29 protein-coding genes are annotated in these 26,547 nt (G+C 71.2%); 17 read left to right on the forward strand and 12 right to left on the reverse strand.

The window, feature by feature from the left end; genetic code table 11:
- Positions 1–73 precede the first annotated feature (73 nt).
- From DK427_RS10740 to DK427_RS10765, 5 genes are all read left to right on the forward strand, one after another.
- Complete coding sequence (locus tag DK427_RS10740; protein ID WP_109954107.1) at positions 74–1,210, forward strand: O-antigen ligase family protein; 1,137 nt, start codon at positions 74–76, stop codon at positions 1,208–1,210.
- Positions 1,207–2,589, forward strand: coding sequence for a glutathione-disulfide reductase (gene gor, locus DK427_RS10745; RefSeq protein ID WP_109951252.1), 1,383 nt, complete (start codon positions 1,207–1,209; stop codon positions 2,587–2,589). The genes DK427_RS10740 and gor overlap by 4 nt, the downstream gene beginning before the upstream one ends.
- Before the next feature lie 54 nt (positions 2,590–2,643).
- Positions 2,644–2,967, forward strand: a complete 324-nt coding sequence (locus DK427_RS10750; RefSeq protein WP_109951253.1) for an RNA polymerase sigma factor region1.1 domain-containing protein — start codon at positions 2,644–2,646, stop codon at positions 2,965–2,967.
- Positions 2,968–3,260: 293 nt separating this feature from the next.
- Positions 3,261–3,959 carry a YidB family protein gene (locus tag DK427_RS10760; RefSeq protein ID WP_109951254.1) on the forward strand — a complete coding sequence of 233 codons (699 nt, stop codon included), beginning with the start codon at positions 3,261–3,263 and terminating at the stop codon, positions 3,957–3,959.
- A 36-nt stretch (positions 3,960–3,995) separates the two neighbouring features.
- Positions 3,996–4,979: a DUF2971 domain-containing protein gene (locus tag DK427_RS10765; RefSeq protein WP_109951255.1), complete on the forward strand. Its 984-nt coding sequence runs from the start codon at positions 3,996–3,998 to the stop codon at positions 4,977–4,979.
- Positions 4,980–5,000: 21 nt separating this feature from the next.
- Here DK427_RS10765 and fabF read toward each other — a convergent pair whose 3' ends face one another.
- The 4 genes from fabF to fabD all read right to left on the reverse strand — a co-directional run bounded on the left by fabF (position 5,001) and on the right by fabD (position 8,584).
- On the reverse strand, positions 5,001–6,260 hold the full coding sequence (gene fabF / locus DK427_RS10770) for a beta-ketoacyl-ACP synthase II (RefSeq protein WP_109951256.1): 1,260 nt from the start codon (positions 6,258–6,260) through the stop codon (positions 5,001–5,003).
- A 94-nt stretch (positions 6,261–6,354) separates the two neighbouring features.
- On the reverse strand, positions 6,355–6,594 hold the full coding sequence (locus DK427_RS10775; RefSeq protein ID WP_066926221.1) for an acyl carrier protein: 240 nt from the start codon (positions 6,592–6,594) through the stop codon (positions 6,355–6,357).
- 305 nt (positions 6,595–6,899) lie between these two features.
- Positions 6,900–7,637, reverse strand: a complete 738-nt coding sequence (gene fabG, locus DK427_RS10780) for a 3-oxoacyl-[acyl-carrier-protein] reductase (protein WP_109951257.1) — start codon at positions 7,635–7,637, stop codon at positions 6,900–6,902.
- 11 nt (positions 7,638–7,648) lie between these two features.
- Positions 7,649–8,584 carry an ACP S-malonyltransferase gene (gene fabD / locus DK427_RS10785; protein WP_109951258.1) on the reverse strand — a complete coding sequence of 312 codons (936 nt, stop codon included), beginning with the start codon at positions 8,582–8,584 and terminating at the stop codon, positions 7,649–7,651.
- Positions 8,585–8,833: 249 nt separating this feature from the next.
- Between fabD and rpoZ the strand changes: the two genes are divergently transcribed.
- The 5 genes from rpoZ to DK427_RS10810 all read left to right on the forward strand — a co-directional run bounded on the left by rpoZ (position 8,834) and on the right by DK427_RS10810 (position 14,889).
- Positions 8,834–9,247 (forward strand): DNA-directed RNA polymerase subunit omega, encoded by a 414-nt coding sequence (gene rpoZ / locus DK427_RS10790; RefSeq protein WP_066926230.1) that lies wholly within the window; start codon positions 8,834–8,836, stop codon positions 9,245–9,247.
- Between the two features lie 180 nt (positions 9,248–9,427).
- A complete protein-coding gene (locus DK427_RS10795) occupies positions 9,428–11,659 on the forward strand; it encodes a RelA/SpoT family protein (RefSeq protein WP_109951259.1) in 2,232 nt (743 codons plus the stop codon).
- Positions 11,660–11,846: 187 nt separating this feature from the next.
- Positions 11,847–12,566 carry a response regulator gene (locus DK427_RS10800; RefSeq protein WP_109954108.1) on the forward strand — a complete coding sequence of 240 codons (720 nt, stop codon included), beginning with the start codon at positions 11,847–11,849 and terminating at the stop codon, positions 12,564–12,566.
- Positions 12,563–13,960: an ATP-binding protein gene (locus tag DK427_RS10805; RefSeq protein WP_109951260.1), complete on the forward strand. Its 1,398-nt coding sequence runs from the start codon at positions 12,563–12,565 to the stop codon at positions 13,958–13,960. The genes DK427_RS10800 and DK427_RS10805 overlap by 4 nt, the downstream gene beginning before the upstream one ends.
- Positions 13,961–14,013: 53 nt before the next feature.
- The gene (locus DK427_RS10810) at positions 14,014–14,889 is read left to right on the forward strand and encodes an NAD(P)-dependent oxidoreductase (protein ID WP_109951261.1); all 876 of its coding nucleotides are present in this window, start codon (positions 14,014–14,016) and stop codon (positions 14,887–14,889) included.
- Here DK427_RS10810 and DK427_RS10815 read toward each other — a convergent pair.
- On the reverse strand, positions 14,886–15,392 hold the full coding sequence (locus DK427_RS10815; protein WP_109951262.1) for an MmcB family DNA repair protein: 507 nt from the start codon (positions 15,390–15,392) through the stop codon (positions 14,886–14,888). The genes DK427_RS10810 and DK427_RS10815 overlap by 4 nt on opposite strands.
- A 70-nt stretch (positions 15,393–15,462) precedes the next feature.
- Positions 15,463–15,984 (reverse strand): DedA family protein, encoded by a 522-nt coding sequence (locus tag DK427_RS10820; protein ID WP_109951263.1) that lies wholly within the window; start codon positions 15,982–15,984, stop codon positions 15,463–15,465.
- 141 nt (positions 15,985–16,125) lie between these two features.
- Here DK427_RS10820 and pdxY point away from each other — a divergent pair, with 141 nt between their 5' ends.
- The 4 genes from pdxY (at position 16,126) to DK427_RS10840 (ending at position 19,534) form a co-directional block, all read left to right on the forward strand.
- Positions 16,126–16,974, forward strand: a complete 849-nt coding sequence (pdxY, locus tag DK427_RS10825) for a pyridoxal kinase PdxY (RefSeq protein ID WP_109954109.1) — start codon at positions 16,126–16,128, stop codon at positions 16,972–16,974.
- A gap of 33 nt (positions 16,975–17,007) precedes the next feature.
- Complete coding sequence (locus DK427_RS10830; RefSeq protein WP_109951264.1) at positions 17,008–17,895, forward strand: PhzF family phenazine biosynthesis protein; 888 nt, start codon at positions 17,008–17,010, stop codon at positions 17,893–17,895.
- A complete protein-coding gene (locus DK427_RS10835) occupies positions 17,888–18,643 on the forward strand; it encodes an NUDIX hydrolase (RefSeq protein ID WP_109951265.1) in 756 nt (251 codons plus the stop codon). The genes DK427_RS10830 and DK427_RS10835 overlap by 8 nt, the downstream gene beginning before the upstream one ends.
- A gap of 93 nt (positions 18,644–18,736) precedes the next feature.
- A complete protein-coding gene (locus DK427_RS10840; RefSeq protein WP_109951266.1) occupies positions 18,737–19,534 on the forward strand; it encodes a 3-hydroxybutyrate dehydrogenase in 798 nt (265 codons plus the stop codon).
- A gap of 72 nt (positions 19,535–19,606) precedes the next feature.
- Here DK427_RS10840 and DK427_RS10845 read toward each other — a convergent pair whose 3' ends face one another.
- The 3 genes from DK427_RS10845 to meaB all read right to left on the reverse strand — a co-directional run bounded on the left by DK427_RS10845 (position 19,607) and on the right by meaB (position 21,666).
- Positions 19,607–19,951 (reverse strand): CsbD family protein, encoded by a 345-nt coding sequence (locus DK427_RS10845; protein WP_109951267.1) that lies wholly within the window; start codon positions 19,949–19,951, stop codon positions 19,607–19,609.
- A 114-nt stretch (positions 19,952–20,065) separates the two neighbouring features.
- Positions 20,066–20,680, reverse strand: a complete 615-nt coding sequence (locus DK427_RS10850; protein ID WP_109951268.1) for a pyroglutamyl-peptidase I family protein — start codon at positions 20,678–20,680, stop codon at positions 20,066–20,068.
- Positions 20,677–21,666, reverse strand: coding sequence for a methylmalonyl Co-A mutase-associated GTPase MeaB (gene meaB / locus DK427_RS10855; protein WP_109951269.1), 990 nt, complete (start codon positions 21,664–21,666; stop codon positions 20,677–20,679). Before meaB ends, DK427_RS10850 begins: the two co-directional genes overlap by 4 nt.
- A 205-nt stretch (positions 21,667–21,871) precedes the next feature.
- On the opposite strand from meaB, the gene DK427_RS10860 reads away from it, so the two are divergent.
- The 3 genes from DK427_RS10860 to DK427_RS10870 all read left to right on the forward strand — a co-directional run bounded on the left by DK427_RS10860 (position 21,872) and on the right by DK427_RS10870 (position 24,008).
- Complete coding sequence (locus DK427_RS10860) at positions 21,872–22,906, forward strand: alpha/beta hydrolase (RefSeq protein WP_109954110.1); 1,035 nt, start codon at positions 21,872–21,874, stop codon at positions 22,904–22,906.
- A 156-nt stretch (positions 22,907–23,062) separates the two neighbouring features.
- On the forward strand, positions 23,063–23,413 hold the full coding sequence (locus DK427_RS10865) for a hypothetical protein (RefSeq protein ID WP_109951270.1): 351 nt from the start codon (positions 23,063–23,065) through the stop codon (positions 23,411–23,413).
- 82 nt (positions 23,414–23,495) lie between these two features.
- Complete coding sequence (locus DK427_RS10870) at positions 23,496–24,008, forward strand: DUF533 domain-containing protein (RefSeq protein WP_109951271.1); 513 nt, start codon at positions 23,496–23,498, stop codon at positions 24,006–24,008.
- Positions 24,009–24,018: 10 nt separating this feature from the next.
- Here DK427_RS10870 and DK427_RS10875 read toward each other — a convergent pair whose 3' ends face one another.
- The 3 genes from DK427_RS10875 to DK427_RS10885 form a co-directional block, all read right to left on the reverse strand.
- Positions 24,019–25,365 carry an ATP-binding protein gene (locus DK427_RS10875; RefSeq protein WP_109951272.1) on the reverse strand — a complete coding sequence of 449 codons (1,347 nt, stop codon included), beginning with the start codon at positions 25,363–25,365 and terminating at the stop codon, positions 24,019–24,021.
- Positions 25,362–26,093, reverse strand: a complete 732-nt coding sequence (locus tag DK427_RS10880; protein WP_109951273.1) for a response regulator transcription factor — start codon at positions 26,091–26,093, stop codon at positions 25,362–25,364. The genes DK427_RS10875 and DK427_RS10880 overlap by 4 nt, the downstream gene beginning before the upstream one ends.
- Positions 26,094–26,172: 79 nt before the next feature.
- A complete protein-coding gene (locus tag DK427_RS10885) occupies positions 26,173–26,538 on the reverse strand; it encodes a hypothetical protein (RefSeq protein ID WP_109951274.1) in 366 nt (121 codons plus the stop codon).
- Positions 26,539–26,547: the final 9 nt, after the last annotated feature.

Here is a 26,547-nt window from a genome sequence, read left to right on the forward strand (position 1 = left end):
GCCGCCGTCCGGTCCGCTCGGCGCGCGCCTCTGCGGCGCGGGCGCCGTCGCGCTCGCGCTGGTGCCGCTGGCGATGGCGCTGGCCAACCGCTCCAGCCCCGCCCTCGTCGCGGTCGCCGCGCTCCTCGTCCTGGCCGGGCGCCTCGCCGAGGACGCGGCCGGCACGTTGCGCGACCTCGTGGGCGCGCTCGTCGCGCCGCTGGGGCTCGCGGTGCTGGCGCTGCTGGCCTGGACGCTCGCCTCCTTCGCCTGGACGCCGTTCCCGGCGGTCTCGCTGCGGGCGCTCTCCGAGTTCGCGCCGACGCTGCTCGCCGCCTTCCTGCTCGCCCGGCTCGCGCCCGGGCGGATTCCGGCCTTCGCCGGACCGCTCGCCTGCGCCGCGCTCGCGCTGGCGGCCGCGATCATCGTGGCGAGCCTCGCCACCGATCTGCGGCTCCAGGCCTGGCTCGGGCAGCGCGACGCCGCCTTCGTGTTTAACCGCCCGGCCATGACCCTGGTGCTTCTCGGCGCGCCGGTCGCGCTGGTGCTGTGGCGGCAGGGCCGGCCCTGGCTCGGCGCCGCTGCGCTGGCCTTCGCGAGCGTGGGCGCGCTGCGCTCGATCAGTGGCGCCGCCGCGATGGGGCTCGGGGCCGGCTTCGCCATGGCGGCGCTCGCCGCGATCCTGCCCCGGCGCGTCGCCGTCGGCATCGCCGGGCTCGGCCTCGGGCTCGCGGTGGCGCTGGCGCCCGTGGAGGGCGACCTGCTGGAGCGCCTGATGCCGGAGGCCGCCCACGCCCGGCTGGTGCAATCCTCCTCCCGCGCCCGCGTCGCCATCGCGCGGAGCTTCGGCGCGGCGGTCGCCGCCGACCCGTGGCGCGGGGCGGGCTTCGGCGTGGCGCCGGGCTTTGCCGAGACCCCGGCCGCGGCCCGCATCGAGCCGGACCTGCGGCCGATGCTGGCGGTCGGCCACCCGCACAACACGTTCCTGCAGGTCTGGGCGGAACTCGGCCTCGTCGGCGCGGTGCTGCTGGCGCTGGCGCTCTTCCTCGCCCTGCGGCCGGTCGCGGCTCTCGCTCGCCCCGCGGCGGCAGCGGCGCTCGGGCTCGCCGCGGCGGCGGCGGCGATCGCCTTCGTGGAGCACAACGCCTGGGCGGCGTGGTGGACGGCGTCGCTCGGCGCTGCCATCACGTGGCTCCGCGAGGCGACCAAACCCGGGAACGGACCCGCATGAGCGACTTCGACTGCGACCTCTTCGTCATCGGCGGCGGCTCGGGCGGGGTGCGGGCGGCGCGGATCGCCGCTGGCTACGGCGCCCGGGTGCGGCTCGCCGAGGAGTACCGGGTCGGCGGCACCTGCGTGATCCGCGGCTGCGTGCCCAAGAAGCTGATGGTCTATGCGGGCCGGTTCGCGGACGCCTTCGAGGACGCGGCGGGCTTCGGCTGGAGCGTGGAGAAGCCCCGCTTCGACTGGTCGGTGCTCAAGCAGCGCCGCGACGCCGAGGTGACGCGGCTGGAGGGCATCTACGACGCCAACCTGATCCGCGCCGGGGTCGAGATCCACCCGGAGCGCGCGGTGATCGAGGACCCGCACACGGTCCGGCTCGTCGGCTCGGACCGCCGCATCACGGCGGCTCACATCCTCGTGGCGGTGGGCGCCCATCCGGTGAAGGAGCCGGCGATCCCCGGGGGCGAGCTCGGCATCACCTCGAACGAGGTGTTCGAGCTGGACTCGCTGCCCGAGCGGATCCTGATCGTCGGCGGCGGCTACATCGCGGTGGAGTTCGCGGGCGTCTTCGCCGCGCTCGGCTCCCGGACCACGCTGCTGCACCGAGGCGAGAAGCTGCTGCGCGGCTTCGACGACGAGGTGCGCGACGCGCTGGGCGAGGCCTACGCCCAGCGCATGGACCTGCGCCTCGGCCGCACGCTCCAGCGGCTCGAGCGGGCGGACGGCGCGATCCGCGCCACCCTCGACGACGGCACGAGCCTCGTGGTCGATCAGGTGCTGGTCGCGACCGGCCGGCGCCCGAACGTCGCCGGGCTCGGGCTGGAGCGGGTCGGCATCGAACTGGACAGCGCGGGCGCGATCCCGGTCGATGCGTGGTCGCAGACCCGCGTGCCCTCGATCTATGCGGTGGGCGATGTCACCAACCGGGCGAACCTCACGCCGATCGCGATCCGCGAGGGCCACGCCTTTGCCGACACGGTCTTCGGGGGCAAGCCCGCGCAGGTCGATCACCGCCTGATCCCGACCGCGGTGTTCTCCACGCCCGAGATCGGGGTGGTGGGCCACAACGAGGACACGGCGCGGGCCTGCTACGGCGAGATCGACGTCTACCGCGCCGCCTTCCGGCCGATGATGGCCACGCTCTCGGGCCGCCAGGAGCGGGTGCTGATGAAGGTGCTGGTCGAGCCCGAGAGCGACCGGGTGGTCGGCGTCCACATCGTCGGGCACGATGCGGGCGAGATCATCCAGGCGGTCGGCATCGCCGTCACCATGGGGGCGACCAAGGCCGATTTCGACCGCACCGTCGCGGTCCACCCGACGGCGGCCGAGGAACTCGTCACCATGCGGGTGCCGGCGGTGACGAAGCGGCCGGTCGGCGTCGGGTAGCCGGCGTCGCGCGTGGGACTCGACGCCGGGCGGTGGCGGTCTAGATCAGGCCGCATGGGCAAGAGGCCGACCAAGAAGGACCAGCCGGATCGGGACGACGCGCACGCGCGTCGCCAGGCGATCATCGACGGCATGCTCGAATCGGCCCTGCGCCCCGCCTTCACCTACCGCCTGCCGAGCCTCGACGCGCTGCCGGCCGACATCCGCCGGGCGGTGGACACCCTGCTCGCCAAGGCCGAGCGCCAGCGCAGCCGCGCCCTGACCTACGAGGATCTGGAGGAGGCGCTGCCCGCCCGCGACGTCTCGGCGGAGGACCTCGAGGCGATTTTCTGGATTCTGGCCGAGCACGGGATCGAGGTGGAAGACGGCGAGGGCTGAGGCCCGCACGCGTTTTCCCTCCCCCCTCTGCGGGGGAGGGTGGCCCGCGAAGCGGGTCGGGAGAGGGGAGCGACGCTTCGGGATTGGGCTGCGCCCTGCATGAAGCTCACGCCTCTGACTGAAGCCGGGCTCCCCTCTCCCGACCCCTGCTGACGCAGGGGCCATTCTCCCCCGCAGAGGGGGGAGGGGGAGTCGCGCGGGGTGTCACGCAACCCCGCGCCCGACCGCGCCGTTAACCAGCCCGAAGCCCGGCGGCGCCCAGCCCCGGACGCGGACGACCGCAGGAGAACGCCATGGGTCTGCTCGATACGGTGATCGGCGGGGTGCTGGGTCAGGTGCTCGGCGGCGGCCGGGGCGGGCATCAGGGCGGGGGTTCCGCCATGGGCTCCGCGATGTCACCGCTCGTGAAGGCGCTGCTGATGCTGCTGCTGGCCAAGGGCGCGAGCGGCGGCTTCGGCGACATCTTCGGGGGTGGGCGCCGCGGCGAGCCGGGACCGGAGGCCGACCGCAGCGGTGGCGCCGGGCCCTACGGCCGTGACGAGGGCGCCGGCGGCTCCGGCGGCTGGGACCAGGAGGGCGGGCGCCGCGACGCGCCGCTGCCGCCCGGCGATTTCAGCGACCTCTCCGGCATGCTGGACGGCCCCGGCGGGTCCCCCGATCGCGCGCCCGGCGCCGGCCCCTACGCCCATCTCGACCGCGAGCCCGGCGACCTGCCCGATCTCGGCGGCCTCGACGGCCTGATCGAGGGCTTCCGCCGCGGCGGCCTCGGCGACGTGATCGAGTCGTGGATCGGCCACGGCCAGAACCGCCCCGTCCAGCCCAACCAGCTCGCCGACGCGCTCGGCCCCGACACGCTCGGCACCCTGGAGCGCGCCACGGGGATGAGCCGCGACACGCTGCTCACCCAGCTCGCCCAGGTCCTCCCGGAGGTGATCAACGGCCTCACGCCGCAGGGGCGGGTGCCGGGAGAGGGGGAGCGGCGGGGGTGGTAAGGTGGCAAGTAAAAAAGTTCTCGAAAGAGAGGGAAAATGGGCGGAATATTTTTTAAGTTAAATGTATTTGAACGTTTGAAGGAGCGATTTTCCAGCAAACCTGAGGAGATTGAATCAGTTAACGAGAATGAAGTAAAGTTATCACCTGAGAAAATAAAGGTTATTCATCCGAGATGGTACTTTCCGAAAGAAGGTGATATTATATATCATTACTGCTCTGCTGAAACGTTTTTGAACATCACAAAACACAGGACGTTGAGATTTAGTGATATATTTTCCATGAATGATTTTAATGAGATGCATTGGGGTTACGACATATTCGAGCAATCAGCCTCTATGCTTCAAGAGAAAATTCCTAAGACATATTTTGATGAGATAGATGGGATAGTTTCAGGGGCAAAAACTGGAATGCTACCTTTGGTCTGCTGCTTTTCGTTAGATGGAGACGTTCTAAGTCAATGGAGGGCATATGGACAAGATGGATCTGGTTATGCGATTGGATTTTCTGCTAAAATGTTGGACAACATGCCAGCGAAACCTGTAGAGGTACTTTATAATAAAGATCAACAGATTGAAGAAGTAAGCACTTGGCTCAAAGCCATATATGAAGTGGAAAAGAATAATGGCTTCACTTATGGGGACGATTTTAAAAGCCATGTCGCCATGAGAGCGCTAGATCTTTGCGGATTAAAAAATCCTGGTTTCAAGGAAGAGCTGGAGATTAGATTAGCGCATATATTGACTTTTTCAGACTATGGGCCGAGCAGTAAATTGGTAGACCGCGGTGGAACTGCCTGGGGTCGAAAAGTTTCTGGTCTGCCAGTTCAATTTCGAATGAAGGGAGAGATCCCAGTTTCGTATCTCGACCTTGACTTTTCAAATGATAAGCAAGAGAATCCAATTAAGATTGTATATTTAGGGCCAAAAAATAAGGCCCTCCCCAGCGGAGTCAGTGTTTACCTGAATACTATTGGCCTTACTGGAGTGGAAATCAGAAAATCCGAGACGTCCTATATTTAATCCGTGCTTTAGGGAGGCGGGTTAAACCCGCCGCATCACCAGCGACGCATTCGTCCCACCAAACCCGAACGAGTTCGACAGCGCCACGTCCACCCGCTTGCGCTTCGCCTCGTGCGGCACGAGGTCGATCTGCGTCTCGACGCTCGGGTTGTCGAGGTTGAGCGTCGGCGGTAGCACGCCGTCGCGGATGGTGAGGATCGAGAAGATCGCCTCGACGGCGCCGGCGGCGCCGAGCAGGTGGCCGATGGCCGACTTGGTGGAGGACATCGAGGCCTTGGCGGCGGCATCGCCCAGCAGGCGCTCGACGGCCTTCAGCTCCAGCTCGTCGCCCATCGGCGTCGAGGTGCCGTGGGCGTTGATGTAGTCGATCTGCGAGGGGTCGATGCCGGCCCGCTTCACCGCGGCCGTCATGCAGCGGAAGGCGCCGTCGCCGTCCGGCGAGGGCGAGGTGATGTGGTAGGCGTCGCCCGAGAGGCCGTAGCCGATGATCTCGGCGTAGATCTTCGCGCCGCGGGCCTTCGCGTGCTCGTACTCCTCCAGCACCACCACGCCCGCGCCCTCGCCCATCACGAAGCCGTCGCGGCCGCTGTCGTAAGGGCGCGAGGCCTTGGTCGGCTGGTCGTTGTAGCCGGTCGAGAGCGCCCGGCAGGCCGCGAAGCCCGCGAGCGAGAGGCGGTTGACCGGCGATTCGGCGCCGCCCGCCACCATCACGTCGGCGTCGCCGAAGGCGATCAGCCGGGCCGCGTCGCCGATGGCGTGCGCGCCCGTGGAGCAGGCGGTGACGACCGCGTGGTTCGGGCCCTTGAGGCCGTGGGCGATCGAGATCTGGCCGGAGGCGAGGTTGATGATGCGGCCCGGGATGAAGAAGGGCGAGACCCGGCGCGGGCCCTTCTCGTGCAGCGTGATCGAGGCGTCGTAGATGCCGCCGATGCCGCCGATGCCGGAGCCGACGAGCACGCCCGTGGCGCACTGGTCCTCGTGGGAGGTCGGGTGCCAGTCGGCGTCGTCGAGCGCCTGGTGGGCGGCGGCGATCGCGTAGACGATGAACGGGTCGACCTTCCGCTGCTCCTTCGCCTCCATGTAGGCGTCGGGGTTGAAGGTGCCGTCGCTGCCGTCGCCGAGCGGGATCTGGCAGGCGATCCGGCAGGCGAGATCGTCCGTCTCGAAGGAGGTGACCTTGGCCGCCCCGCTGTCGCCCGCGATCAGACGGCTCCAGACGTGCTCGACACCGCTGCCGAGCGGCGTGACCATGCCCAGACCCGTGACGACCACCCGCCGCATCGCACTATCCCGTTTGCCACACTCAGAAACGAATAACGGCGCGCGGGGCGTTTGGCCCCGTCCGCGCCGCGTTTTTTGGGCCGAGCCCGGCGCCTCAGGCGGCCGAGTTCTTCTCCAGGAACTTCACCGCGTCGCCGACCGTCTGGATGGTCTCGGCGGCGTCGTCCGGGATCTCGACGTTGAACTCTTCCTCGAAGGCCATGACCAGCTCGACGGTGTCGAGGCTGTCGGCGCCGAGGTCGTCGATGAAGTTGGCACCCTCGACCACCTTCTCGGGCTCGACGCCCAGGTGCTCGACGACGATCTTCTTCACGCGCTCAGCGATATCGCTCATCGTTTCCGGTCCTCGTCTTCTTGATCTGATCGTCGTGTTGCTGGTGAAGGCGTTTCGGGCCGTTGCCGACCCTACCGAACCGGTCGAGCGTTGCGCGAACCGCCCCAAGCCGGTCGCGCGCCGTCCCGTCGCTCACGGGCTGTGTCTTGGACTGTTAACCCGCGGAGCCGTCAACCCCCCATGCCCGGCGGACGGGGTGTTAACACAGCGTTCCCGCCCTGGCGAGGGGCGGTTCAGCGGGGGTTCATCTCCTGAATATCCACAAGGGCGTCAAGGCGTTGCGCCGGTGCATCACCGCCGCGCCGTCACACCATCGCCATGCCGCCGTTGACGTGCAGGTTGTGCCCCGTGACGTAGGCCGCCTCGTCGGAGGCGAGGTAGACCACCGCCGCGCCGATCTCCTGCCCGGTGCCGAGCCGGCCCGCCGGCACGCGGCCGAGGATCCCCTCGCGCTGCTTGTCGTTGAGCACGTCGGTCATCGGCGAGGTGATGAAGCCGGGGCTGACGCAGTTCACCGTGACGTTGCGGGAGGCGACCTCGGCGGCCAGCGCCTTGGTGAGGCCGACGAGGCCCGCCTTGGCCGCCGCGTAGTTCGCCTGGCCCGGATTGCCCGTGGTGCCGACGACCGACCCGATATTGACGATGCGGCCGGCTCTGCGGCGCATCATGCCCTTCAGGGCCGCGCGCGAGAGGCGGAAGGCGGCCGTCAGGTTCACGCCGAGGACCTGCTCCCACTCCTCGTCCTTCATCCGCATCGAGAGGTTGTCGCGGGTGATGCCCGCGTTGTTGACCAGGATATCGAGCCCGCCGAGCGCGGCCTCCGCCGCCGGCACCAGCGCCTCGACCGAGGCGGCGTCGGCGAGGTTCGCCGGGACGATGTGGGCGCGCTCGCCGAGTTCGGCCGCCAGCGCCTCCAGGGCCTCCGCCCGGGTGCCGGAGAGCGCGACGCTCGCGCCCTGCGCGTGGAGCGCCCGCGCGATCGCGTTGCCGAGGCCGCCCGTGGCGCCGGTGACGAGGGCCTTGCGGCCGGTGAGATCGAACATGCTCGTGTTCCTCAGAGGCTGAAGGCCGCGACGTCGTCGGGCGTGCCGATGGCGGAGGCCGTGGCGCCGGCCGCGATGCGCTTGACGAGGCCGGAGAGCACCTTGCCGGAGCCGACCTCGTGGAACTGCGTGACGCCTGATTCCGCCATCGCCGCGACGCTCTCGCGCCAGCGCACGGTGCCGGTGACCTGGGCCACGAGGTTGCGGCGGATCGCGTCGGGGTCGGATTCGGGCGCGGCCGTCACGTTGGCGTAGAGCGGGACCTTGGGCGCGGCGAGCGCGACCTCGGCGAGCGCCGCCCGCATGGCCTCGGCGGCGGGCGCCATCAGCCGGCAGTGGAAGGGTGCCGAGACGTTGAGCAGCACCGCCCGCTTGATGCCGCGGGCCTGCGCCACCGCCACCGCGCGCTCGACCGCGGCGCGGTGGCCGGAGAGCACGACCTGACCGCCGCCGTTGTCGTTGGCCACGTCGCAGGCCTCGTCGCCCGCGGCCTCCGCGGCGATCGAAGAGGCCGTCTCCGGGTCGGTGCCGATCAGCGCCGCCATGGCGCCCGCGCCCGGGGCGACGGCCCGCTGCATCGCCTCGCCGCGGATGCGCAGGAGGCGGGCAGCATCCGTCACCGAGAGGCTGCCGGCGGCAGCGAGCGCGGCGTACTCGCCGAGCGAGTGGCCGGCGACGCACGCAACGTCCCGGGCGAGGTCGAGCCCGCGCTCGGCCTCCAGCACGCGCAGAGCCGCGAGGCTCGCGGCCATCAGGGCCGGCTGGGCGTTGGCGGTGAGCGTCAGCTCGTCGGCCGGGCCCTCGAACATCAGCGCGGAGAGCCTCTCACCGAGCGCCGCGTCGACCTCATCGAAGACCGCGCGGGCCTGCGGATAGGCCTCGGCGAGCGCCTTGCCCATGCCGACGGCCTGGCTGCCCTGTCCGGGAAAGATGAGTGCGCGCGCCATGGTTGAGATTGCGGCTCCGCTTGTCGAATCAACGCCTTGGGTGGGGCGGCGCAGTCGCACCGTGCCTCCGCCAAGTCAATCGTGCGGTGCGCAAATCGGTGCGACGCCGGAGGCTCTGTCAGCGCCCGGACGGGAAAACCACCGCCCGTCAAGCCCCGCCCAAGCCGTTGCGCTTGTTGGCGGACCGCATCGGGTGTATGAGCCCGGAACAATCCGACATCCCGCACGCGTATAAAGGAGCCGCCCCGCATGGCTCGCGTCACCGTTGAAGACTGCATCGAGAAGGTCGAGAACCGCTTCGAGCTGGTTCTGCTGGCGAGCCACCGGGCCCGCCTGATCGCCGCGGGCGCGCCGCTGACCATCGACCGCGACCGCGACAAGAACCCGGTCGTGGCGCTCCGCGAGATCGGCGATGAGACGATCACCGCCGACGACCTCAAGGAGCAGCTGATCCACTCGCTGCAGAAGTACGTCGAGGTCGACGAGCCTGAGGCCGAGACGGTGCCGCTGCTCTCCAGCTCGCCCGCCGCCGCCGCGGTCGCGCCCCAGTCGTCCTCGGACGACAGCGCCGTGCAGTTCGATCGCATGAGCGAGGACGACCTCCTGCGCGGCCTCGAGAACCTCGCGCCCCCGGTCGAGACCGAGGAAGACACCGGCGAGTGAGCCGCGCCTCGACCGCGACGATGTCAGAGCCCGGCGGCGACGCCGGGCTTTTTCTTTGCCGCGATGCCGGAATCATCCCTGCTGCGACGCGGGGTATCTGGCGCGCCGCGCCGCGATGGACGACATTCCCCCGGGCCGGGACCAGCCGCCGGAACGAGGGTTGAGGGCTTTCACCGCGTTATGATGCGCCAGTACGAACTCGTGGAGCGGGTGAAGCGCTACAACCCGGCCGCGAACGAAGCCCTGCTGAACCGTGCCTACGTCTACGCGATGCGCGCCCACGGCACGCAGAAGCGCGCCTCCGGCGACCCGTTCTTCGCCCACCCGCTCGAAGTCGCGGCGATCCTCACCGACCTCCGGCTCGACGACGCCACCATCGTGGCCGCCGTCCTGCACGACACCGTGGAGGATACGGCGGCGACCCTCGACGAGATCCGCGAGCTGTTCTCGCCGGAGATCGGGTCCTTGGTCGACGGGCTGACCAAGCTGAAGCGGCTCGATCTCGTCTCGAAGCAGGCGGCGCAGGGCGAGAACTTCCGCAAGCTGCTGCTAGCGGTGGCGGCGGACGTGCGGGTGCTCCTCGTCAAGCTCGCCGACCGGCTGCACAACATGCGGACCCTCGGCCACATGCCGGCCGAGAAGCGGGCCCGCATCGCCCAGGAAACGCTCGACATCTACGCGCCGCTCGCCGGCCGCATGGGCATGCAGGAGCTGCGCGACGAGCTGGAAGACCTCTCGCTGCGCAACCTCAAGCCCGACGTCTACGAGACGATCACGCAGCGGCTGACCGCGCTCTCGCAAAAGTCCGAGCGGATGGTAGAGACAATCGAGCAGGATCTGACCGCCAAGCTCGCCGCGCAGGGCATCCGGTCCCAGGTCACCGGGCGGCTGAAGAAGCCGTTCTCGATCTGGTCGAAGATGGAGCGCAAGTCGGTCGCCTTCGAGCAGCTCTCGGACATCTTCGGCTTCCGGGTGGTCGTGGACACGCTGCCCGAGTGCTACGCAGCGCTCGGCGTGGTGCACACGGCCTGGCCGATGGTGCCGGGCCGCTACAAGGACTACATCTCGACTCCGAAGCAGAACGATTACCGCTCGATCCACACCACGGTGATCGGGCCGAAGTCTCAGCGCGTCGAATTGCAGATCCGCACGCAGGCGATGGACGAGATCGCCGAGTACGGCATCGCCGCCCACGCGCACTACAAGGAGGCGTCGGCGCGCGGGGAGGGCGGCGTGCACCCGCGGCTCGCCACCGAGAGCGGCGCCTACCAGTGGCTGCGCCGCACGATCGAGCTCCTGGCCGAGGGCGACTCGCCGGAGGAGTTCCTGGAGCACACCAAGCTCGAACTCTTCCAGGACCAGGTCTTCTGCTTCACCCCGAAGGGCCGGCTGATCGCTCTGCCGCGCGGCGCCACGCCGATCGATTTCGCGTACGCGGTGCACACCGACGTCGGCAACTCGGCGGTCGGCGCCAAGATCAACGGCCGGATCGTGCCGCTGCTGCACGAACTAACCAACGGAGACGAGGTCGAGATCGCGCGCTCGGACGGGGCCGCGCCGCCCGCCGCCTGGGAATCGCTCGTCGTCACCGGCAAGGCGCGCGCTGCGATCCGCCGGGCGACGCGCTCGGCCGTGCGGCGGCAATATGCGGGCCTCGGACGCCAGATCCTCGACCGCGCCTTCGAGCGGGCGGGCAAGAGCTTCTCCGAGGACAAGCTGCGCGGGGCGCTGCCGCGCCTCGCACGCGGCTCGACCGAGGACGTGTTCGCGGCGGTAGGCCGGGGCGAGATGTTCTCGGGCGACGTCGTGCGGGCGGTCTACCCGGACTACAAGGACGAACGGCGCGCCGCAGCGTCGAGCGCGCCGCAACTGCCGGTCAACGGGGCGGGCCGGCTCACCCGCTCGAAGGACCAGACCATCCGCCTGACCCTGCCGGGCGGCGACGGCCGCGCCGATGCAGGCGCCATCCCGATCCGCGGCCTCGACGGAGACCTGCCGGTGAGCTTCGCGCCCAACGGAGGCGCCGTGCCGGGCGACCGCATCGTCGGCATCCTGACGCCGGGGCAGGGGGTGACGATCTACCCGATCCAGTCGGCGGCGCTCGCCGCCTTCGACAACGAGCCAGACCGCTGGATCGACGTGCGCTGGGATATCGAGGGCCCGGCGACCGAGCGCTTCCCGGCCCGGATCGCCCTGCAATCGATCAACGAGCCCGGCACCTTCGCGCAGATCGCCCAGGTCATCGCCGACCACGACGGCAACATCGACAACATCTCGATGAAGCGCCGCACGCAGGATTTCACGGACATCACCATCGATCTGTCGGTCTGGGATCTCCAGCACCTCAACGCGATCGTGGCGGAGCTGCGCGGCAAGCGGGCGGTGAGCCGCGTGGAGCGGGTGAACGGGTAGGGCGCGCCGCGCTCCCCCTGCGCGGGGAGCGGAAGCGCGGTGCTCGGGAAAGCTCCCGAAACTGTTGCCGAACGTATCGGGCGTCCGCCCGGAAACGCCTGGTTACAAATTTGCGCCCGCCCGGGCGTTCCGATAACCAGAAAACTCCCGGCATAACAGCGGCATGCTCGCCGTCGAACACCCGACCATGTCTGCAGCCGCCACGCCCCACATCCTCGTCGTCGAGGACGACCGGGAGATCTCCGCCCTCGTTGCGCGCTACTTGCGCGGCAACGAGTGCCGCGTGACAGTCGCCGGGGACGGGCGCGAGATGGACCGGGCGCTCAGCGACGCCCGGGTCGATCTCATCGTGCTCGACATCATGCTGCCGGGCGAGGACGGGCTCGCCCTATGCCGACGCCTGCGCGCCGCGTCGTCGATCCCGATCCTGATGCTCACCGCCAAGACCGAGGAGATCGACCGCATCATCGGCCTCGAACTCGGCGCCGACGACTACCTGGCCAAGCCCTTCAACCCGCGCGAGCTGCTGGCCCGGATCCGCGCGATCCTGCGGCGCAGCGCGGCGAGCGCTCCGGATGACGACGGCGTGCGCAAGCTCCACTTCGCCGGGTGGACGCTGGACGTGGCACTCCGGCAGGTGCTGAGCCCGGAAGGCGCGCGCGTTGCCGTGACCGCCGCCGAGTTCGACCTCCTGCACGCGCTCTGCCTGCGCCCCGGCCGCGTCCTCTCCCGCGATCAGCTCCTCGACCTGACGCAGGGGCGCGCCGCCGGGCCCTTCGAGCGCAGCATCGACGTACTGATCAGCCGGATCCGCCAGAAGATCGAGCGCGACACGCGCAATCCCGAGATCATCCGCACAATCCGCTCGGGCGGCTACCTGTTCACGCCGGAGGTCACCCGGTCATGAGGCTCGCAGGCAGATTCTCGGCGCTCCGCGCGCGGCTGCGCCCGCGCAGCATCGCCGGGCAGATCGCCCTGCTGATCGTCGCGGCGATCGCTGTGGCGCATGTTGTCGCGACGCTGGCCTTCGTCATTCTGCGCGAGCCTTGGCGGCCGGACGACCGGCCAGGCGTGATGGTCGGGCGCGCCGCCACCGTGGCGCGCCTGCTCGACGCCTCCGAGCCCGGGAGCCGCGACGCGCTGATCGCTGCGTCGGCCCGGAGCCTGCCTACTCTTGAGATCGCGCCCTGGGACGGGCAGGGCGGCCGGCCCGAGCCGGACCACGCGGTGATCCGCCGGCTGCGCGACGGCTTCGGCCGCCCGCTCACCATCGCCGATCTCGGCGCCGAGACGCGCCGCGGCGAGCCCGCGCTGCGCCTCGGCCTCGAGACACCCGCGGGCGCCCGCCTTCAGATCGTCGTGCCGGACGATCCGCTGACCCCGCCGCGCCAGGGCGCCATCATCTTCACCTTCGTGTTCCTGGGCCTGACGCTGGCGCTGCTCTCGGTCTGGGCGACGCGGGCGCTCACCGCGCCGCTCGCCCGGCTGGAGGCCGCGGCGGAGGCATTCGGCACCCGCGACGACCACGCCGCCCTTCCACAGGCGGGCCCGCGCGAAGTGCTGGCGATGTCCCGCGCCCTCGACCGGATGCGCGCCCGTGTGCGCCGCCTGATCGACGACCGGACCCAGATGCTGGCGGCGATCAGCCACGACCTGCGGACCCCGATCACGCGCCTGCGCCTGCGCGCGGAGTTCATCGAGGACGAGCACGCCCGCGCCGCGACGTTGCGCGACCTCGACCAGATGAACGGCCTCGTCGAGGCGGCGCTCTCCTTCGTGCGCGATGGGCAGGCGCGCGACACCGGAAGCCACACCCTGGTCGACCTCGCCTCGGTGGTGCAGACGGTCTGCGATGGCTTCACGGATGTGGGCGCGCATGTCGTCGTGGAGCGCAGCCGCCACGTCCTGGTGCGGGGCCGCACCGACGACCTGCAGCGCGCCCTGACCAACCTCGTCGACAACGCGGTGAAGTACGGGGGCGAGGCCCGCGTCATCATGGAGGCGACGCCCCGCGGGATCCGAGTCGCGGTGCACGATTCCGGACCCGGCATCGCCGAGGCCGAGCGGGAGGCCATGCTGCAGCCCTTCGTGCGCGGCGACCGTGCGCGCAATCTCAACGATGCCACCGGCTTCGGTCTCGGCCTCTCGATCGTCCAGGCGATCGTGGAGGCACATGGCGGACGACTCGTTCTGGAGAACAGGCCGCAGGGCGGTCTCGCGGCGATGATCGAGCTGCCGCTCGCCGGCCGTCAGCCGTCCGAGACCGTGCCCGCGTCCGAGCCCGTCAGCCGCGCCGCCTGAGCTTTTCCAGCTCCGCAGCGTTGTCGGGGCGTCAGGCACAGGAGGACAGCGGGATGGATGTCGGCTTCATCGGGCTCGGGCGCATGGGCCGCGCGATGGTGGGCAGGCTCGTCGCGGCGGGACACACGGTCCGGGTCTGGAACCGCTCGCCCGGCGCCGCCGATGGGCTGGACGGCGTGATCCCGGTCGCGAGCGCGGCCGAGGCTTTCCGGGGCGATGCCGCCGTCACGATGCTGGCCGACGACGCGGCGCTCCGTGCCGTGATCGTCGAGGGCGGCCTGCTCGACAGGGCCGAGCGGCCGGGGCTGCATCTCAGCATGAGCACGATCTCGGTGGCGCTTGCCCGCGACCTCGCGGCGATCCACGAGCGCGCGGGCGTGCCCTATATCGCCGCCCCGGTCTTCGGCCGCCCGGACGCGGCCGAGCGCGGCGCGCTCAACATCGTGGCCGCCGGACCCGAGGCCGAGATCGTGCGGGCTACGCCGCTCCTCGACGCGATGGGCGCGAAGACCTGGCGCTTCGGCACCGAGGCGGCGCGCGCCAACGCCGTGAAGCTCGCCGGCAACTTCATGCTGATCTCGGCGATCGAGGCGATGGGCGAGGCCTGCGCCTTCACGGAAGCGCACGGGGTCGCGGGCGCGGACCTGCTCGACCTGCTGACAAACACCCTGTTCGCCGCGCCCGCCTACAAGAATTACGGCGCGATGATCGCCGAGCAGCGCTACGAACCGGCGGGCTTTGCTTTGAAACTCGGTGCCAAGGACGTGCGCCTCGCCCTCCAGGCGGCGGAGACCGCCGGCGTACCGATGCCCTTCGCCAGCGCGGTCCGCGACGGCCTGATCGAAGCGATCGCCCACGGCGACGGCGACAAGGATTGGTCGGCGCTCGCCCGGGTCTCGGCCCGGCGCAGCAGACGCCTGAAGAGCTAGAGAGCGCCCTCCCGTACCGCGCCGGGATCGGCCAGCGCGTGCAGCAGGCGGGCGGCGCTGTGGGCGAAGCGCAGCGTCACCGCCTTGCGGCGCGCGCCGCTGAGCGCGTGCTCCGGCGCCTCGCGCACGATGCCGGCCCCGAAGGCGTCGGCGACGATGAGGCCGCATTCCTCCGGGATCAGGGATTCTGGCACGGTCTCGGGGATCGCGAAGAAGAAGCGGTCGCAGAAGTCGCGGTAGTCCGGCCATTTCCGGTCGGCCCGGAAGTCGGCCACGCTCGACTTGATCTCCACGATGGTGAGCTTGCCCGCTCCGCACAGCGCGATGACGTCGGCGCGCCGGCCGTTCACCAGCGAGAACTCGGGCAGCGTCACGCAGCCCATCTCGGAGAACAGGCGCCGCACGCCGCGCTGGAGCCGAAGCGCGGTCGGCGATTGGCGGCCGTCGGCCGGCAACACGAGCTCGGGGAGGTGGTCAGGATTGCGGGAGGCGAGGGTGGGCATCGGCACTGTTCCGTTTCGGAACACTCTGCCAAGACGGAAGCCCCTCTGTCACCTGCGGCGCGTGGGCGCCTCAGCCCCGGAACCACGCGAGCAGCCCGGCCCCCGGCGCGAGCAGCACGAAGGCCCAGGCGTAGCCCGAGACCCAGTTCGCAACCTGGAAGGGCAGGGGGCGCACGCCGAACATCCCGGCGATCAGCGGCACCACGGCGCGGGCCGGGCCGACGAAGCGTGCGAGCACGATCGAGTGGGCGCCCCAGCGCGCCAGGAAGGCTTCGCCCCGGGCCACCATCTCCGGATGGTTGCGCATCGGCCACATCCGGCGGACGCTGTCGCCGTAGTGGCGGCCGAACGCGTAGGAGAGCCAGTCGCCGAGGCCGGCGCCCGTGCCTGCCGCCAGGACAACCGGCCAGAGCGCGACATCGGCCGCGCCGACGATCGCTCCGATGCCGATGAGGATCACCGTCGCCGGCACGAGAAGCGACAGGAAGGCGATCGATTCGCAGAAGGCGCAGACACCGGCAAACAGCGGCGCCCACGCCTTGTGGGTCTCCACGAAGCCGAGCGCCGTGGTCCGCAGGGCTTCGAGATCCATCGGGCATCCGTCAGGGGAAAGCTCAGCCGCGATCTGGTGCGGCCAGCGCCGCGGGGCAAGCTCTGCCGTGCCGCGTGGGTGCGGCCGCGGCGCAAAGGCGCTAACAGGCGGGGTCCCGTCGCGAGAGAGGGTGTGCGGTCCGTGAAGGTCCTGTCGATCCAGTCCCACGTCGCCTACGGCCATGTCGGCAACGCCTCGGCGGTGTTCCCGATGCAGCGGCTCGGCGTCGAGGTCTGGCCGATCCACACCGTGCAGTTCTCCAACCACACCGGCTACGGCGCGTGGCGCGGCCGGGTCTTCGACGGGCCCTCCATCGAGGAGCTGGTCGCGGGAATCAGTGAGCGCGGCGTGCTCGGAACCTGCGACGGGGTGCTCTCCGGCTACATGGGCTCGGCCGATATCGGCACGGCGATCCTGCGCGCCGTCGCGGCGGTGCGCGCCGCCAACCCGGCGGCGCTCTACTGCTGCGACCCGGTGATGGGCGATGCCGGCCGCGGCGTCTACGTCCGGCCCGGCATCCCCGAATTCATGCGTGAGCGCGCCGTACCCGGGGCCGACATCGTGACGCCGAACCAGTTCGAGCTGGAGGCGCTGACCGGGCTGGCGACGGCCACGCTCGACGGCGCCAAGGCGGGCGTGCGGGCGCTCCAGGCGCTGGGCCCGCGGGTGGTGCTTGTCACCTCGCTGATGACCGAGGCGACGCCGGGCGGTTCGATCGACCTGCTGGCCGGCGAGGGCGGCCAGTTCTGGGGCCTGCGCACGCCGCGCCTCAGCCTCGACGTCAACGGCGCGGGCGACTGCATCGCCGCTCTGTTCTACGTGCACTATGCCCGCACCGGCTCGGCGGCCCTCGCCCTCGGCATGGCCGGCGCCTCGGTCTACGGTCTTCTGAAGCGCACCGCGGAGGCGGGCTCGCGCGAGATCCTCACGGTCGCCGCGCAGGAGGAGTTCGTCGCCCCGAGCGAGACCTTCCCGGTCGCACCCGTCTGAGCCCGCCGCCCCCATACAGCAGGGATCCCGCCCATGACCCGCCGCTTCGCCACCCTCGACGTGTTCACCGACGCGCCGCTCGCGGGCAACCCGCTCGCCGTGGTGCTCGACGCGGAGGGGCTCGACGCGGCGGCGATGCAGGCGATCGCCCGCGAGTTCAACCTGTCGGAGACGGTCTTCGTCCTGCCGCCGACCGAGGCGCGGCACCGGGCGCGGCTGCGCATCTTCACGCCGGCGCGGGAACTTCCCTTCGCCGGGCATCCCACGGTCGGCACCGCCGTCCTACTGGCGCTGCGGGACGCCAAGGCGGAGATCGCCGACGCGGTCGCCTTCGGCCTGGAGGAGGAGATCGGCGTGGTGCCCTGCGTGGTCGAGGCCGACGGGGCCCGAGGTCGGGCGCGCTTCAAGCTGCCGGTCCTGCCGACCTATCTCGGCGAGGCGGATGAGGCCGCGGCGCTCGGCGCGGCGCTCGGCCTCGCGGCCAACGAGATCGGCTTTGGCCGGCATCGGCCGAGCCGGCACGGCGCGGGCCCGAGCTTCACCTTCCTGCCCGTCGCCTCCGCGGAGCGGCTCGACGCGCTGAGCCCGATGGGCGTCCCGCAGGGCTTCGCCGAAGGGCTCTACGTCTACGCGCCCGACCCGGAAGGGCTCGGGCAGCGCTACCGCTCCCGCATGTTCGCCCCGCGCCTCGGCATGCCGGAGGATCCGGCCACCGGCTCCGCCGCGGCGGCCTTCGCGGGCGTGCTGATGCAGTTCGAGGCGCTCGGCGACGGCACGCACGACGTGGCGATCCGCCAGGGCGAGGCGATGGGCCGCCCGAGCGCGATCGATCTCCAAGTGGTGGTCGAGGCGGGCGGGCTGCGCTCGGTCGAGATCGGCGGCGGGGCGGTCCTCGTCTCCGAGGGCACGCTTCATGTCTGAGGGACGGCCCTACGGCTTCGAGGTCGTGCGCCTCGCCCATATCGAGGCGCGGCTCGTGGCCTACGACTGGGCCTGGGTGCGGGACAACGCGGAGCGGATCGCCGAGAACTGGCGCCGCCGCCTCGCGCTCCAGCCCGGCCTGTTCGACGGCCCGGTGCTGCTCGCCTGCGGCTGCGCCATCGCGGACGGCACCTGCCAGGTCGACTTCTTCGAGACCCGCTACGCCGCCTTCATCGCCTACCGCGACGGCGGCTCGCCGGACGGGCACGTCGCCAACGCCTTCGCGGCGGTCGTACCCTGGAGCGCGGACGGCGCGGTGCTGCTCGGGCAGATGGGCGGGCACACCGCCAATGCCGGGCAGATCTATTTCCCATGCGGCACGCCGGACCGGGACGACGTGCGCGGCACTGTGGTCGATCTCGCCGGCAGCGCCGTACGCGAGCTGCGCGAGGAGACCGGCCTCGCCCTGCCGGGTGATGTCGCGGACGCGATGGCGGGCGAGTGGGCGCTGCTGCGCGGCGACGGACAGCTCGCCTTCCTGTACCCGGCCCGCTTCCCCGAGAGCGCGGAGGCGCTCGCCGCCCGGATGGAGCGGCACCGGCTGGCCGAGCGCGAGCCCGAGCTGGAGCGCGTCGTCACGGTGCGAGGGCAGGACGCGATCGACGCCGGCCGGATGCCGCCCTTCGTGCGGGCATATCTCGCCAGCGCCTTCGACGCCGACGCCGCGGCGGCGGACGTGACGCCCTGAGCGGGCCGTCGCGCGGGCGGCCTTGTCCTCGGGCCCGCGCGGCGACAGGTTGCCCCTCGAAGAAGCGCGGCCCGCGCGAGCCCCGGAGAACCCATGTCGTCCACAGCCTCGCTCAGCTCGAAGACCGCCCTCGTCACCGGCTCGACCAGCGGCATCGGCCTCGCGGTCGCCCGCGGTTTCGCGCGGGCGGGCGCCAACGTGGTGATCAACGGGTTCGGCAAGCCGGAGGAGATCGAGCGGGCGCGTGCCGGCATCGAGTCCGAGTTCGGCGTCCGGGCGCACTATTCCGACGCCGACATGACGAAGCCCGATCAGATCGCCGCGATGGTGCGCGACGCAGAGGAGCGCTTCGGCTCGGTCGACGTGCTCGTGAACAATGCCGGCATCCAGTACGTCTCGGCGATCGAGGAGTTCCCCGGCGAGAAGTGGGAGCAGATCATCGCGATCAACCTCTCCTCGGCCTTCTACGCCATGCAGGCCGCAATCCCCGGCATGAAGCGTCGGGCATGGGGCCGCATCATCAACACGGCCTCGGCGCACTCCCTCGTCGCCTCGCCCTATAAATCGGCCTACGTCGCGGCCAAGCATGGCATCGCGGGGCTGACCAAGACGGCGGCCCTCGAACTCGCGCCCCACAAGGTCACGGTGAACTGCATCTCGCCGGGCTACGTCTGGACGCCGCTGGTCGAGGCGCAGATCCCCGACACGATGAAGGCCCGCGGACTGACGAAGGAGCAAGTGATCGAGGACGTGCTCCTGAAGGCTCAGCCGACCAAGGAGTTCGTCACGGTCGATCAGGTCGCGGCGCTGGCGGTGTTCCTGTGCTCGGACGGAGCGAGCCAGATCACGGGCGCGAACCTGACGATGGACGGGGGCTGGACGGCGCAGTAGCGCGCCGGTCGCGATGCATCCCCTCTCCCCGCATGCGGGGAGAGGGGAGCTCGACCTGCCGACCTCGGCAGCTCAGCGGCGGCCGTGCAGCAGCAGCGCGAGGCCGTAGCCCACGGCGCCCGCCAGCACGAGCGCGATCAGCGGATTCTCCTCGACGCGCGAGCCCACTGCCTCGCGCCCCTCGCGCAGGTACGACCCGCTGCGGTCGTAGGCGTCGCGGGCGTAGCTGCCGGCGTTGTCGGCCACGTCCCGGACCGTGTCCTTGGCTTGGCCGTAGAGATTCTGCGCGGTGCCCTGGGCCTCGCGGTAGCGGCCCTCGACCGAGTCCCGGTTCGAGCCGACGAAGTCGCCGGCGGCACCCTGCGCGCGGCCCACGAACTCCTTCGCGCCGCCGACGATCCGATCCGTATCAACCATGGTGGTCTCTCCCATTCGGTTGCGGGGCACCGCTTGGATCCGGGAAGACCCGGGCGCCGTCCGTCGAGCACTGAACGTGCGAGATCCGGATTCGCCCCGTCCGACCGTGACTTTTCACGCGCCCGTCGTTGCGCCGCGGGAGCCACGCGCGAGGAGCCGTGCGATCTCGGCAAGCGCCGCCGCCTGCCGGGGAGGCGAGGATCTGCCCGGCCGGCGCGGCCGGCGGGTGCGCGGGACCGGAGGGATGTGGACGAACAGAACCGGCAGGCCGGTTCCGAGCGCCGCGAAGTAGCTCGCGTTGCAGAGGTAGCGCCCGGCATCGTTCGAGAGCCGGGCGTCGATGCCGCGGCGGCGCAGGGCTGCGAGCGCCTGGGCCGCCGCCGTGCCGCTTCGCGCGGCCGGGCCCTCCGGGTCGAGGACGAGCCGGGAGGCGGCCCGTCCCGAGGAATCCGGATAGAGCCGGCTCGCCCGATTGCGGGCGCGGATCTCCACCCGGATCCGACGCGCCCGCGAGGCGACGCCGAGCATCAGCACCGCGGCGGGCCGCTCCGCCAGGGCGGGCAGCAGCGCGCCTGGGATCGCGCTGTAGGCGGTGCGCAACACCAGGACCCGGGCCGGCCCGCCGGGCTCGCGCCGCAAACGCTGCCCGACCGCCCCTGCCAGCGCGGCGCTCGGGTTTGCGGGCATGCCCGGAAAGGGCCCGAACGCCGTGACGAGGATCGGGCTCATAGCCCGATCAGTTCGGCGATCCGCGCGGCGCCTGCTGCAGGGGAGTGCTCGCCGCGGGACACCGACGCTTCGGCCTCGGCCGTCCGCTCGCGCACCTCCGCGGTGCCGACGAGGCGCTGGTGCAGGCGCTCGTGCACCAGCGCCCACATCCACTTCACGTCCTGTTCGCGGCGCTTCCGCGCGATCTCGCCGGTCGCGGTGAGGCGCTCCCGGTGATCGACCACCTTCTCCCAGAGCGCGTCGAGCCGCAGGTTGTGGAACCCTGAGATCGTCACCACGGGCGGCGTCCAGGTGGCGGAGGCCGGCGTCAGGATGTGGAGCGCGGCCCGGTACTCGGAGGCCGCGGCGTTCGCCCGGCGCTCGGCCTCGCCTTCATCGGCCTTGTTGACCGCGATCATGTCGGCGAGTTCGAGGATGCCCTTCTTGATGCCCTGCAACTCGTCGCCCGCGCCGGGCAGCATCAGCACGAGGAAGAAGTCGGTGAGGTCCGCCACCGCCGTCTCGGACTGGCCGACGCCGACCGTCTCGACCAGGATCACGTCGAAGCCCGCCGCCTCGCAGAGCAGCATGGTCTCGCGGGTCTTGGCCGCGACGCCGCCGAGCGTGCCGGAGGAGGGTGAGGGCCGGATGAAGGCGTTCGGATCGAGCGCGAGGCGCGCCATCCGGGTCTTGTCGCCGAGGATAGAGCCGCCGGTGCGGGTCGAGGAGGGATCGACGGCCAGCACCGCCACCTTGTGGCCGGCGGCCGTGAGGTTCGAGCCCAGCGCGTCGATCGTGGTCGACTTGCCGACGCCCGGCACGCCGGTGATTCCGACGCGGATCGCCTTGCCCGTGTGGGGCAGCACGGCGTCGATCAGGTCGCGCGCCGCCGCCCGGTGGTCGGCCCGCTTCGATTCCGCCAGCGTGATCGCGCGCGCGAGCGCCGCGCGCTCGCCGGCGAGCAGCCGGTCTCGGAGGTCGTCGAGGTCGAGGGCGGGAGCGGCCATGCTTCCTTCATGCCGGGAGCGCGCGCGTTCGTCGAGGGGCGTGCTGCCCACGGCCTGTGCCTCCGGCACAACAGAGAGCGGGCTGCCCGCAATTCACACGCGGCACGGCCACGCTTGTGCCGCGCCATGGTCACGATCCTCGGCCAGAGGCTAGGAGGTCGGCGGAGGTCCCGAGCCTCCAGCGCCACGGATGCGACCCCGGATCATGCTGCGCCAGTCCCTTACCCGACGCTCCCTCGTCCGCCTCGGCGGGCTCGCGGGCGTCGCCGCGCTCAGCCCCACCCTCGGCGGCTGCATCACGGACGGCCTCACCACCGGTACCGCGATCCCCGAGAAGCAGTCGGCGCTGGACGTTATGCCGGTGCTCCTCGTGGCCACCACCCGCAAGCCCGTCGCGAACGGGCCGCGCGCGCCCTATTTCGGCTCGGAGCGCGGCAAGGGGCTGAGCTTCGCCGAGGTGCGGCTCTCGCCTCCCGACCGCTCGCTGATCGGCAAGGTCTCCTCCGTCGTCACCGGCGACTGGACCATCGGCGAGGTGCCCAAGATCGAGACGGGTGCGGGCGCCGCGGACGCCTTCGCGCAGGCCGCGCTCGGCCGCGACGTGCTGATCTACGTGCACGGGTATCGTGAATCCTTCGAATCGGCCACCGTCAGCGCCGCGCGGCTCTCGGACGGCATCCGCTTCCGCGGCGTCTCGGGCCTGTTCACTTGGCCGTCCGCCGCCGCGACCTTCGATTACGGCTACGACCGCGAGAGCGCGCTCTACTCCCGCGACGCCTTCGAGGACCTCCTGAAGACGCTGGCCTCATCGCCCAGCGGCGGCCGCATCAACATCGTGGCCCACTCGATGGGCACGCTGCTGACACTCGAGACCCTGCGCATGCTGCGCGCGGAGGCCGGCGAGGCCGCGATGGCGCGCATCGGCGCCGTGGTGCTGGCCGCGCCCGACATCGACTTCGATCTGTTCGCCAACGGCGTGCGGCGGCTCGGGCCCGACGTGAACAAGATCACGGTGATCTCCTCCACCAACGACCGGGCGCTGGAACTGTCGAGCACCATCGCGGGCGGCGTCGTGCGGGCGGGCGCCGCCGACCGCGCCCGGCTGGAGGAACTCGGCGTGCGCGTGGCCGACGCCTCCGATTACGGCGGCGGCCTGATCAACCATGACCTGTTCCTGTCGAACAAGGAGGTGCAGGGCGTGGTCAAGCGGGCGGTCGCCCGGGCGGGCGGCGGCGTCTGAGGAAGGCGTCCGATCGCCGCGGCGTCGCGCCGAATGGGATAGGCGCGTGCGGCGGGGTTGGCGCGCGGGGCTGGCCCGCCTACTGAGGCGGCGCGGCGGGAGCGCGCAAGAATCGCGACGCGCTCCCGCGACGCGCCTGACAGAAGGATGCCGGCCATGTTCACCCTCGAGATCGACGGCACCGCCGTGGCGGTGATCAACGGAGACGAGGAGACCGCGCGCGACCTGTTCACCTGCGACGGCTTCAAGTCCGACATCCGCGAGCTGACCAGCGCCGGTAAGCCGCTCTGGAACGGCACCTCCGAGCTGAAGGTCCGCCCGGCGACGGAGGACGAGGTCGAGATGTTCGAGGACGCGCTCGCCGACGACGACGGCACGGGCGACTTCGAGCCGGTCGAGGCCCACGCCGATTCCGAGGAGGACGAGGACGAGGCCGACATCGTCTTCCTGGTCGACATCGACGAGGAGGACGAGGAGGACGAGGACGGGCAGAAGCTCGACGCCTGACGCCTCCGCCGCCCGGGGTCCGTCTTGAACCCGGGCGGCCTTTTGGCCGTTGCCGCTCCGTGTTCCAACGGAGTTCTCGCCCATGGCCGACAGCAAACGGATCGTCGACGCACTCGTGCGCGCCCGCCGCGGCGGCTTGGCCGCCGGTGCCGCGCTCGGTGGCCTCGCCCTGGTCGGCAGCATCGCCTGGCACGCCCTGCGGGGCGGTGCCGCGCCGGAGAGCGCGACCCCGGATTTCCGGGACGTCGCCGAGGACGAGGCGCGCCTGATGCTGCGCGCGATGGTCGCCGCCACCCTCGCGGACGGGTTGATCGACGCGGGCGAGCGCGAGCGCCTCCACAGCGCCGTCGCGGAGGCCAGCATCGATCCGGACGGGCGGGCTTGGCTGGAGCGCGAACTGGAGAGCCCCGCCGACATCGACGAGATCGCCGACGCCGTGGACGCGCCCGAGGCCGCGGCTCGGATCTACGCCGCCGCCCGCCTCGCGATCGACCTCGACACGGTGCAGGAGCGGCAGTTCCTCAAGATGCTGGGCGAGGCGCTCGACGTACCCCCCGAGGCAGCCGAGCGCATCGAGCGGGAACTTGCGGGCTGACGCACCGCTCTCAACTCCCGGTACCGCTGCGCGGCAGGCGGATCTCGGCCCGCAATCCGCCCTCCGGCCGGTTCGCCAGCCCGAGCGTCCCGCCCTCCGCCTCCACCGCCCGCTTGGCGATGGTCAGCCCCAGCCCGGTCCCGCCGGTGTTGCGGTTGCGCGAGCCTTCGAGCCGGGTGAACGGCTCGAAGGCCCGGGACACCATGTCCGGCGGGATCCCCGGGCCCTCGTCGTCGAGCCGCAGCACGAGGGCGTCCGGCTCGATTTCCAGGCCGATGCGGACGCGCGCGCCGTAGCGCACACCGTTGTCCACGAGGTTCTCCAGCGCGCGCCGGAAGGCCACCGGCCGCACCGTCGCCAGTGCCCGGCCCGGACCCGCGTAGACCACGTCCCGTCCCGCATCCGCCGAGGCGTCAGCGACGCCCATCAGGATGCTGGCGACGTTCGTGACCTGCCGCGGCTCGGGATCGGCCTCGCCGCGCAGATAGGCGAGCGTCGCGTCGATCATTGCCTGCATGTCGGCGAGGTCGGCCGCCATCGCCTGCCGCTCGCCCTCGTCCTCGACGCGGTCGAGGCGCAGGCGCAGCCGGGCGATCGGCGTGCGCAGGTCGTGCGAGACGGCGGCGAGCGCCTGCGTCCGCTCCGCGACGAGGCGGTGGATGCGGTCCTGCGCCGCGTTCAGCGCCCGGCCGATCCCGCGGATCTCGTCGGGTCCGATCTCGGGGACGCGCACGATCGGCCCGTGCCCGATCCGCCCTGTGGCCCGGGTGAGGTCCCGCAGGGGACCGGCGATGCGGTGCATCAGCACGACGGCGGCACCGCCGACCAGGATCGCCATCGCGGTGGCCAGGAACGTCCAGGGCGCGAGGCGGACGAGGCTCGGCGCGTGGGCCGAGCGGAAGGTCAGAACGCTGCCGTCCGGCAGCGGGACGATCCCGTGCAGATCCTGCTGGTGGAGGGGGTCGTCGCTCGCGTCGAGCGTCAGGACGATGTCGGCTCCCAGAACCGGCTCGCGCGCGAGGATGCGGGCGCGCAGGTCCCGCAGGATCGGATCGGTCGTGCGCGCGCCCTCGGCCGACCTCGGCTCCCAGCCGATCTCGAAATGGTGGGAGGAGAGCGCGCCGGCCTCCGCCCCGCGCTGGTCGGCCGGGCGCCGCAGCACCGCCTCCCGCGCCAGGACAAGCTGGCGCGCGATCTCGGTCGCGAAGGCCTCGTCCGCCGCGGCCGTGGCCGAGAGGCGGTAGAGGGCGAGCGCCCCGCCATGAACGACGAGGACGGCCACCAGCAGCACCGCGACGGTGCGCCCTTCCAGGCTGCGCACGAGGCGCGCCAGCCGGCCGAGGTGGTTCTCCGTCACGCGCGCTCGACCTGCGCGGCTAGCATGTAGCCCGAGCCCCGCACGGTCTTGATCACAGGCGGGCTTCCCTCGGGCGGTTCGAGCTTCCGCCGGAGGCGGCTGACGAGGGTATCGACGCTGCGGTCGGACGGCGCGGCGAGGCGCCCGCGGCTCAGTTCCAGGATCTGCTCGCGGGTGAGCACGCGGCCCGGCCGGTCGAGGAAGACCTGCAGCAGGTCGAACTCCGCTCCCGAAAGATCGACCGCCGCGCCCTCCGGATCGGTGAGCGCCCGGCTGCGCAGGTCGAGCTGCCAGCCGTCGAAGCTTACCCGCTCCGCCCGCGCCGCCGCGGCCGGAGCCGGCGCGATCGCGGCGCGGCGCAGCACGGCCCGAATCCGGGCCAGCAGTTCGGGGCGGCCGAAGGGCTTGGCGATGTAGTCGTCGGCGCCGAGTTCGAGGCCGAGCACCCGGTCCGCCTCCTCGCTCCGCGCGCTGAGCATGATGATCGGGACCGTGCTCTTCGCGCGCAGGGCCTTCAGCAGGTTGAGCCCGGAGGCGCCGGGCAGCATCACGTCGAGGAGCACGAGGTCGACGCCCGTCCCGGGCAGGAGCGACCACATCTCGGCCCCGCTGCGGCAGCCGGTGACGCTGAATCCGCTCTCGCGCAGGGCCCGCGCCACGAGAAGGCGCATCCCGTCGTCGTCCTCGACCAGCAGGATGCGCGCCTCGCCGGATTCCGTGCTCACCATCCCGAACCGTCCCCGGCCACCCCTGGAGCGACCACCGGCTTAAACATGCGGGGCGCCGAGTCCAGCAATGCCGCAGGGCTCACTCGAACCGGGCCTGGAGGTTGTGGCCGTGGACCTTGGTTGAGAACACGACTTTCGCGCCGGCCGGGAGCGGCGCCTTCAGCGCGCCGACGAACCGGTTCGGCGCCGCGCCGACGAGCGGCACGGTCTCGGTCCTGCCGCCGCTCTGGACGAAGGCCTTGGCGCTCAGGCCCGCCGTATTCAGCGGCTTTCCGTCCTCTTCGACCACGAAGAAGGTCAACCCCGTCCCGGAGCTGACCATCTCGACCGGGTGCCCATCGGCGACCGTTGTGCGGCCTCCGTTGGGGCCGGCGGCGAGCGCGGGGCCCGCCATGAGGCCTCCGTGGAGAGCGGCCAAGAGGGTGATGGTTCGGAGGATGCGCATGGCCGTGTC

It is taken from the genome of Methylobacterium radiodurans, from assembly GCF_003173735.1.
Classification (GTDB): Bacteria; Pseudomonadota; Alphaproteobacteria; order Rhizobiales; family Beijerinckiaceae; genus Methylobacterium; species Methylobacterium radiodurans.

What these genes read in the sequence shown, in the direction of transcription:
- DK427_RS10740 (WP_109954107.1), top strand. Translation starts at nt 74, where the DNA reads ATGGCGCTGGCCAACCGCTCCAGCCCCGCCCTCGTCGCGGTCGCCGCG.
- DK427_RS10835 (WP_109951265.1), top strand. Translation starts at nt 17,888, where the DNA reads ATGTCTGAGGGACGGCCCTACGGCTTCGAGGTCGTGCGCCTCGCCCAT.
- DK427_RS10885 (WP_109951274.1), bottom strand. Translation starts at nt 26,538, where the DNA reads ATGCGCATCCTCCGAACCATCACCCTCTTGGCCGCTCTCCACGGAGGC.
- fabF (WP_109951256.1), bottom strand. Translation starts at nt 6,260, where the DNA reads ATGCGGCGGGTGGTCGTCACGGGTCTGGGCATGGTCACGCCGCTCGGC.
- DK427_RS10815 (WP_109951262.1), bottom strand. Translation starts at nt 15,392, where the DNA reads ATGCCCACCCTCGCCTCCCGCAATCCTGACCACCTCCCCGAGCTCGTG.
- DK427_RS10765 (WP_109951255.1), top strand. Translation starts at nt 3,996, where the DNA reads ATGGGCGGAATATTTTTTAAGTTAAATGTATTTGAACGTTTGAAGGAG.
- DK427_RS10795 (WP_109951259.1), top strand. Translation starts at nt 9,428, where the DNA reads ATGATGCGCCAGTACGAACTCGTGGAGCGGGTGAAGCGCTACAACCCG.
- gor (WP_109951252.1), top strand. Translation starts at nt 1,207, where the DNA reads ATGAGCGACTTCGACTGCGACCTCTTCGTCATCGGCGGCGGCTCGGGC.
- DK427_RS10750 (WP_109951253.1), top strand. Translation starts at nt 2,644, where the DNA reads ATGGGCAAGAGGCCGACCAAGAAGGACCAGCCGGATCGGGACGACGCG.
- DK427_RS10840 (WP_109951266.1), top strand. Translation starts at nt 18,737, where the DNA reads ATGTCGTCCACAGCCTCGCTCAGCTCGAAGACCGCCCTCGTCACCGGC.
- DK427_RS10870 (WP_109951271.1), top strand. Translation starts at nt 23,496, where the DNA reads ATGGCCGACAGCAAACGGATCGTCGACGCACTCGTGCGCGCCCGCCGC.
- DK427_RS10805 (WP_109951260.1), top strand. Translation starts at nt 12,563, where the DNA reads ATGAGGCTCGCAGGCAGATTCTCGGCGCTCCGCGCGCGGCTGCGCCCG.
- fabD (WP_109951258.1), bottom strand. Translation starts at nt 8,584, where the DNA reads ATGGCGCGCGCACTCATCTTTCCCGGACAGGGCAGCCAGGCCGTCGGC.
- rpoZ (WP_066926230.1), top strand. Translation starts at nt 8,834, where the DNA reads ATGGCTCGCGTCACCGTTGAAGACTGCATCGAGAAGGTCGAGAACCGC.
- DK427_RS10845 (WP_109951267.1), bottom strand. Translation starts at nt 19,951, where the DNA reads ATGGTTGATACGGATCGGATCGTCGGCGGCGCGAAGGAGTTCGTGGGC.
- DK427_RS10860 (WP_109954110.1), top strand. Translation starts at nt 21,872, where the DNA reads ATGCTGCGCCAGTCCCTTACCCGACGCTCCCTCGTCCGCCTCGGCGGG.
- DK427_RS10810 (WP_109951261.1), top strand. Translation starts at nt 14,014, where the DNA reads ATGGATGTCGGCTTCATCGGGCTCGGGCGCATGGGCCGCGCGATGGTG.
- fabG (WP_109951257.1), bottom strand. Translation starts at nt 7,637, where the DNA reads ATGTTCGATCTCACCGGCCGCAAGGCCCTCGTCACCGGCGCCACGGGC.
- DK427_RS10775 (WP_066926221.1), bottom strand. Translation starts at nt 6,594, where the DNA reads ATGAGCGATATCGCTGAGCGCGTGAAGAAGATCGTCGTCGAGCACCTG.
- meaB (WP_109951269.1), bottom strand. Translation starts at nt 21,666, where the DNA reads ATGGCCGCTCCCGCCCTCGACCTCGACGACCTCCGAGACCGGCTGCTC.
- DK427_RS10800 (WP_109954108.1), top strand. Translation starts at nt 11,847, where the DNA reads ATGTCTGCAGCCGCCACGCCCCACATCCTCGTCGTCGAGGACGACCGG.
- DK427_RS10830 (WP_109951264.1), top strand. Translation starts at nt 17,008, where the DNA reads ATGACCCGCCGCTTCGCCACCCTCGACGTGTTCACCGACGCGCCGCTC.
- DK427_RS10865 (WP_109951270.1), top strand. Translation starts at nt 23,063, where the DNA reads ATGTTCACCCTCGAGATCGACGGCACCGCCGTGGCGGTGATCAACGGA.
- DK427_RS10820 (WP_109951263.1), bottom strand. Translation starts at nt 15,984, where the DNA reads ATGGATCTCGAAGCCCTGCGGACCACGGCGCTCGGCTTCGTGGAGACC.
- DK427_RS10760 (WP_109951254.1), top strand. Translation starts at nt 3,261, where the DNA reads ATGGGTCTGCTCGATACGGTGATCGGCGGGGTGCTGGGTCAGGTGCTC.
- DK427_RS10880 (WP_109951273.1), bottom strand. Translation starts at nt 26,093, where the DNA reads ATGGTGAGCACGGAATCCGGCGAGGCGCGCATCCTGCTGGTCGAGGAC.
- DK427_RS10850 (WP_109951268.1), bottom strand. Translation starts at nt 20,680, where the DNA reads ATGAGCCCGATCCTCGTCACGGCGTTCGGGCCCTTTCCGGGCATGCCC.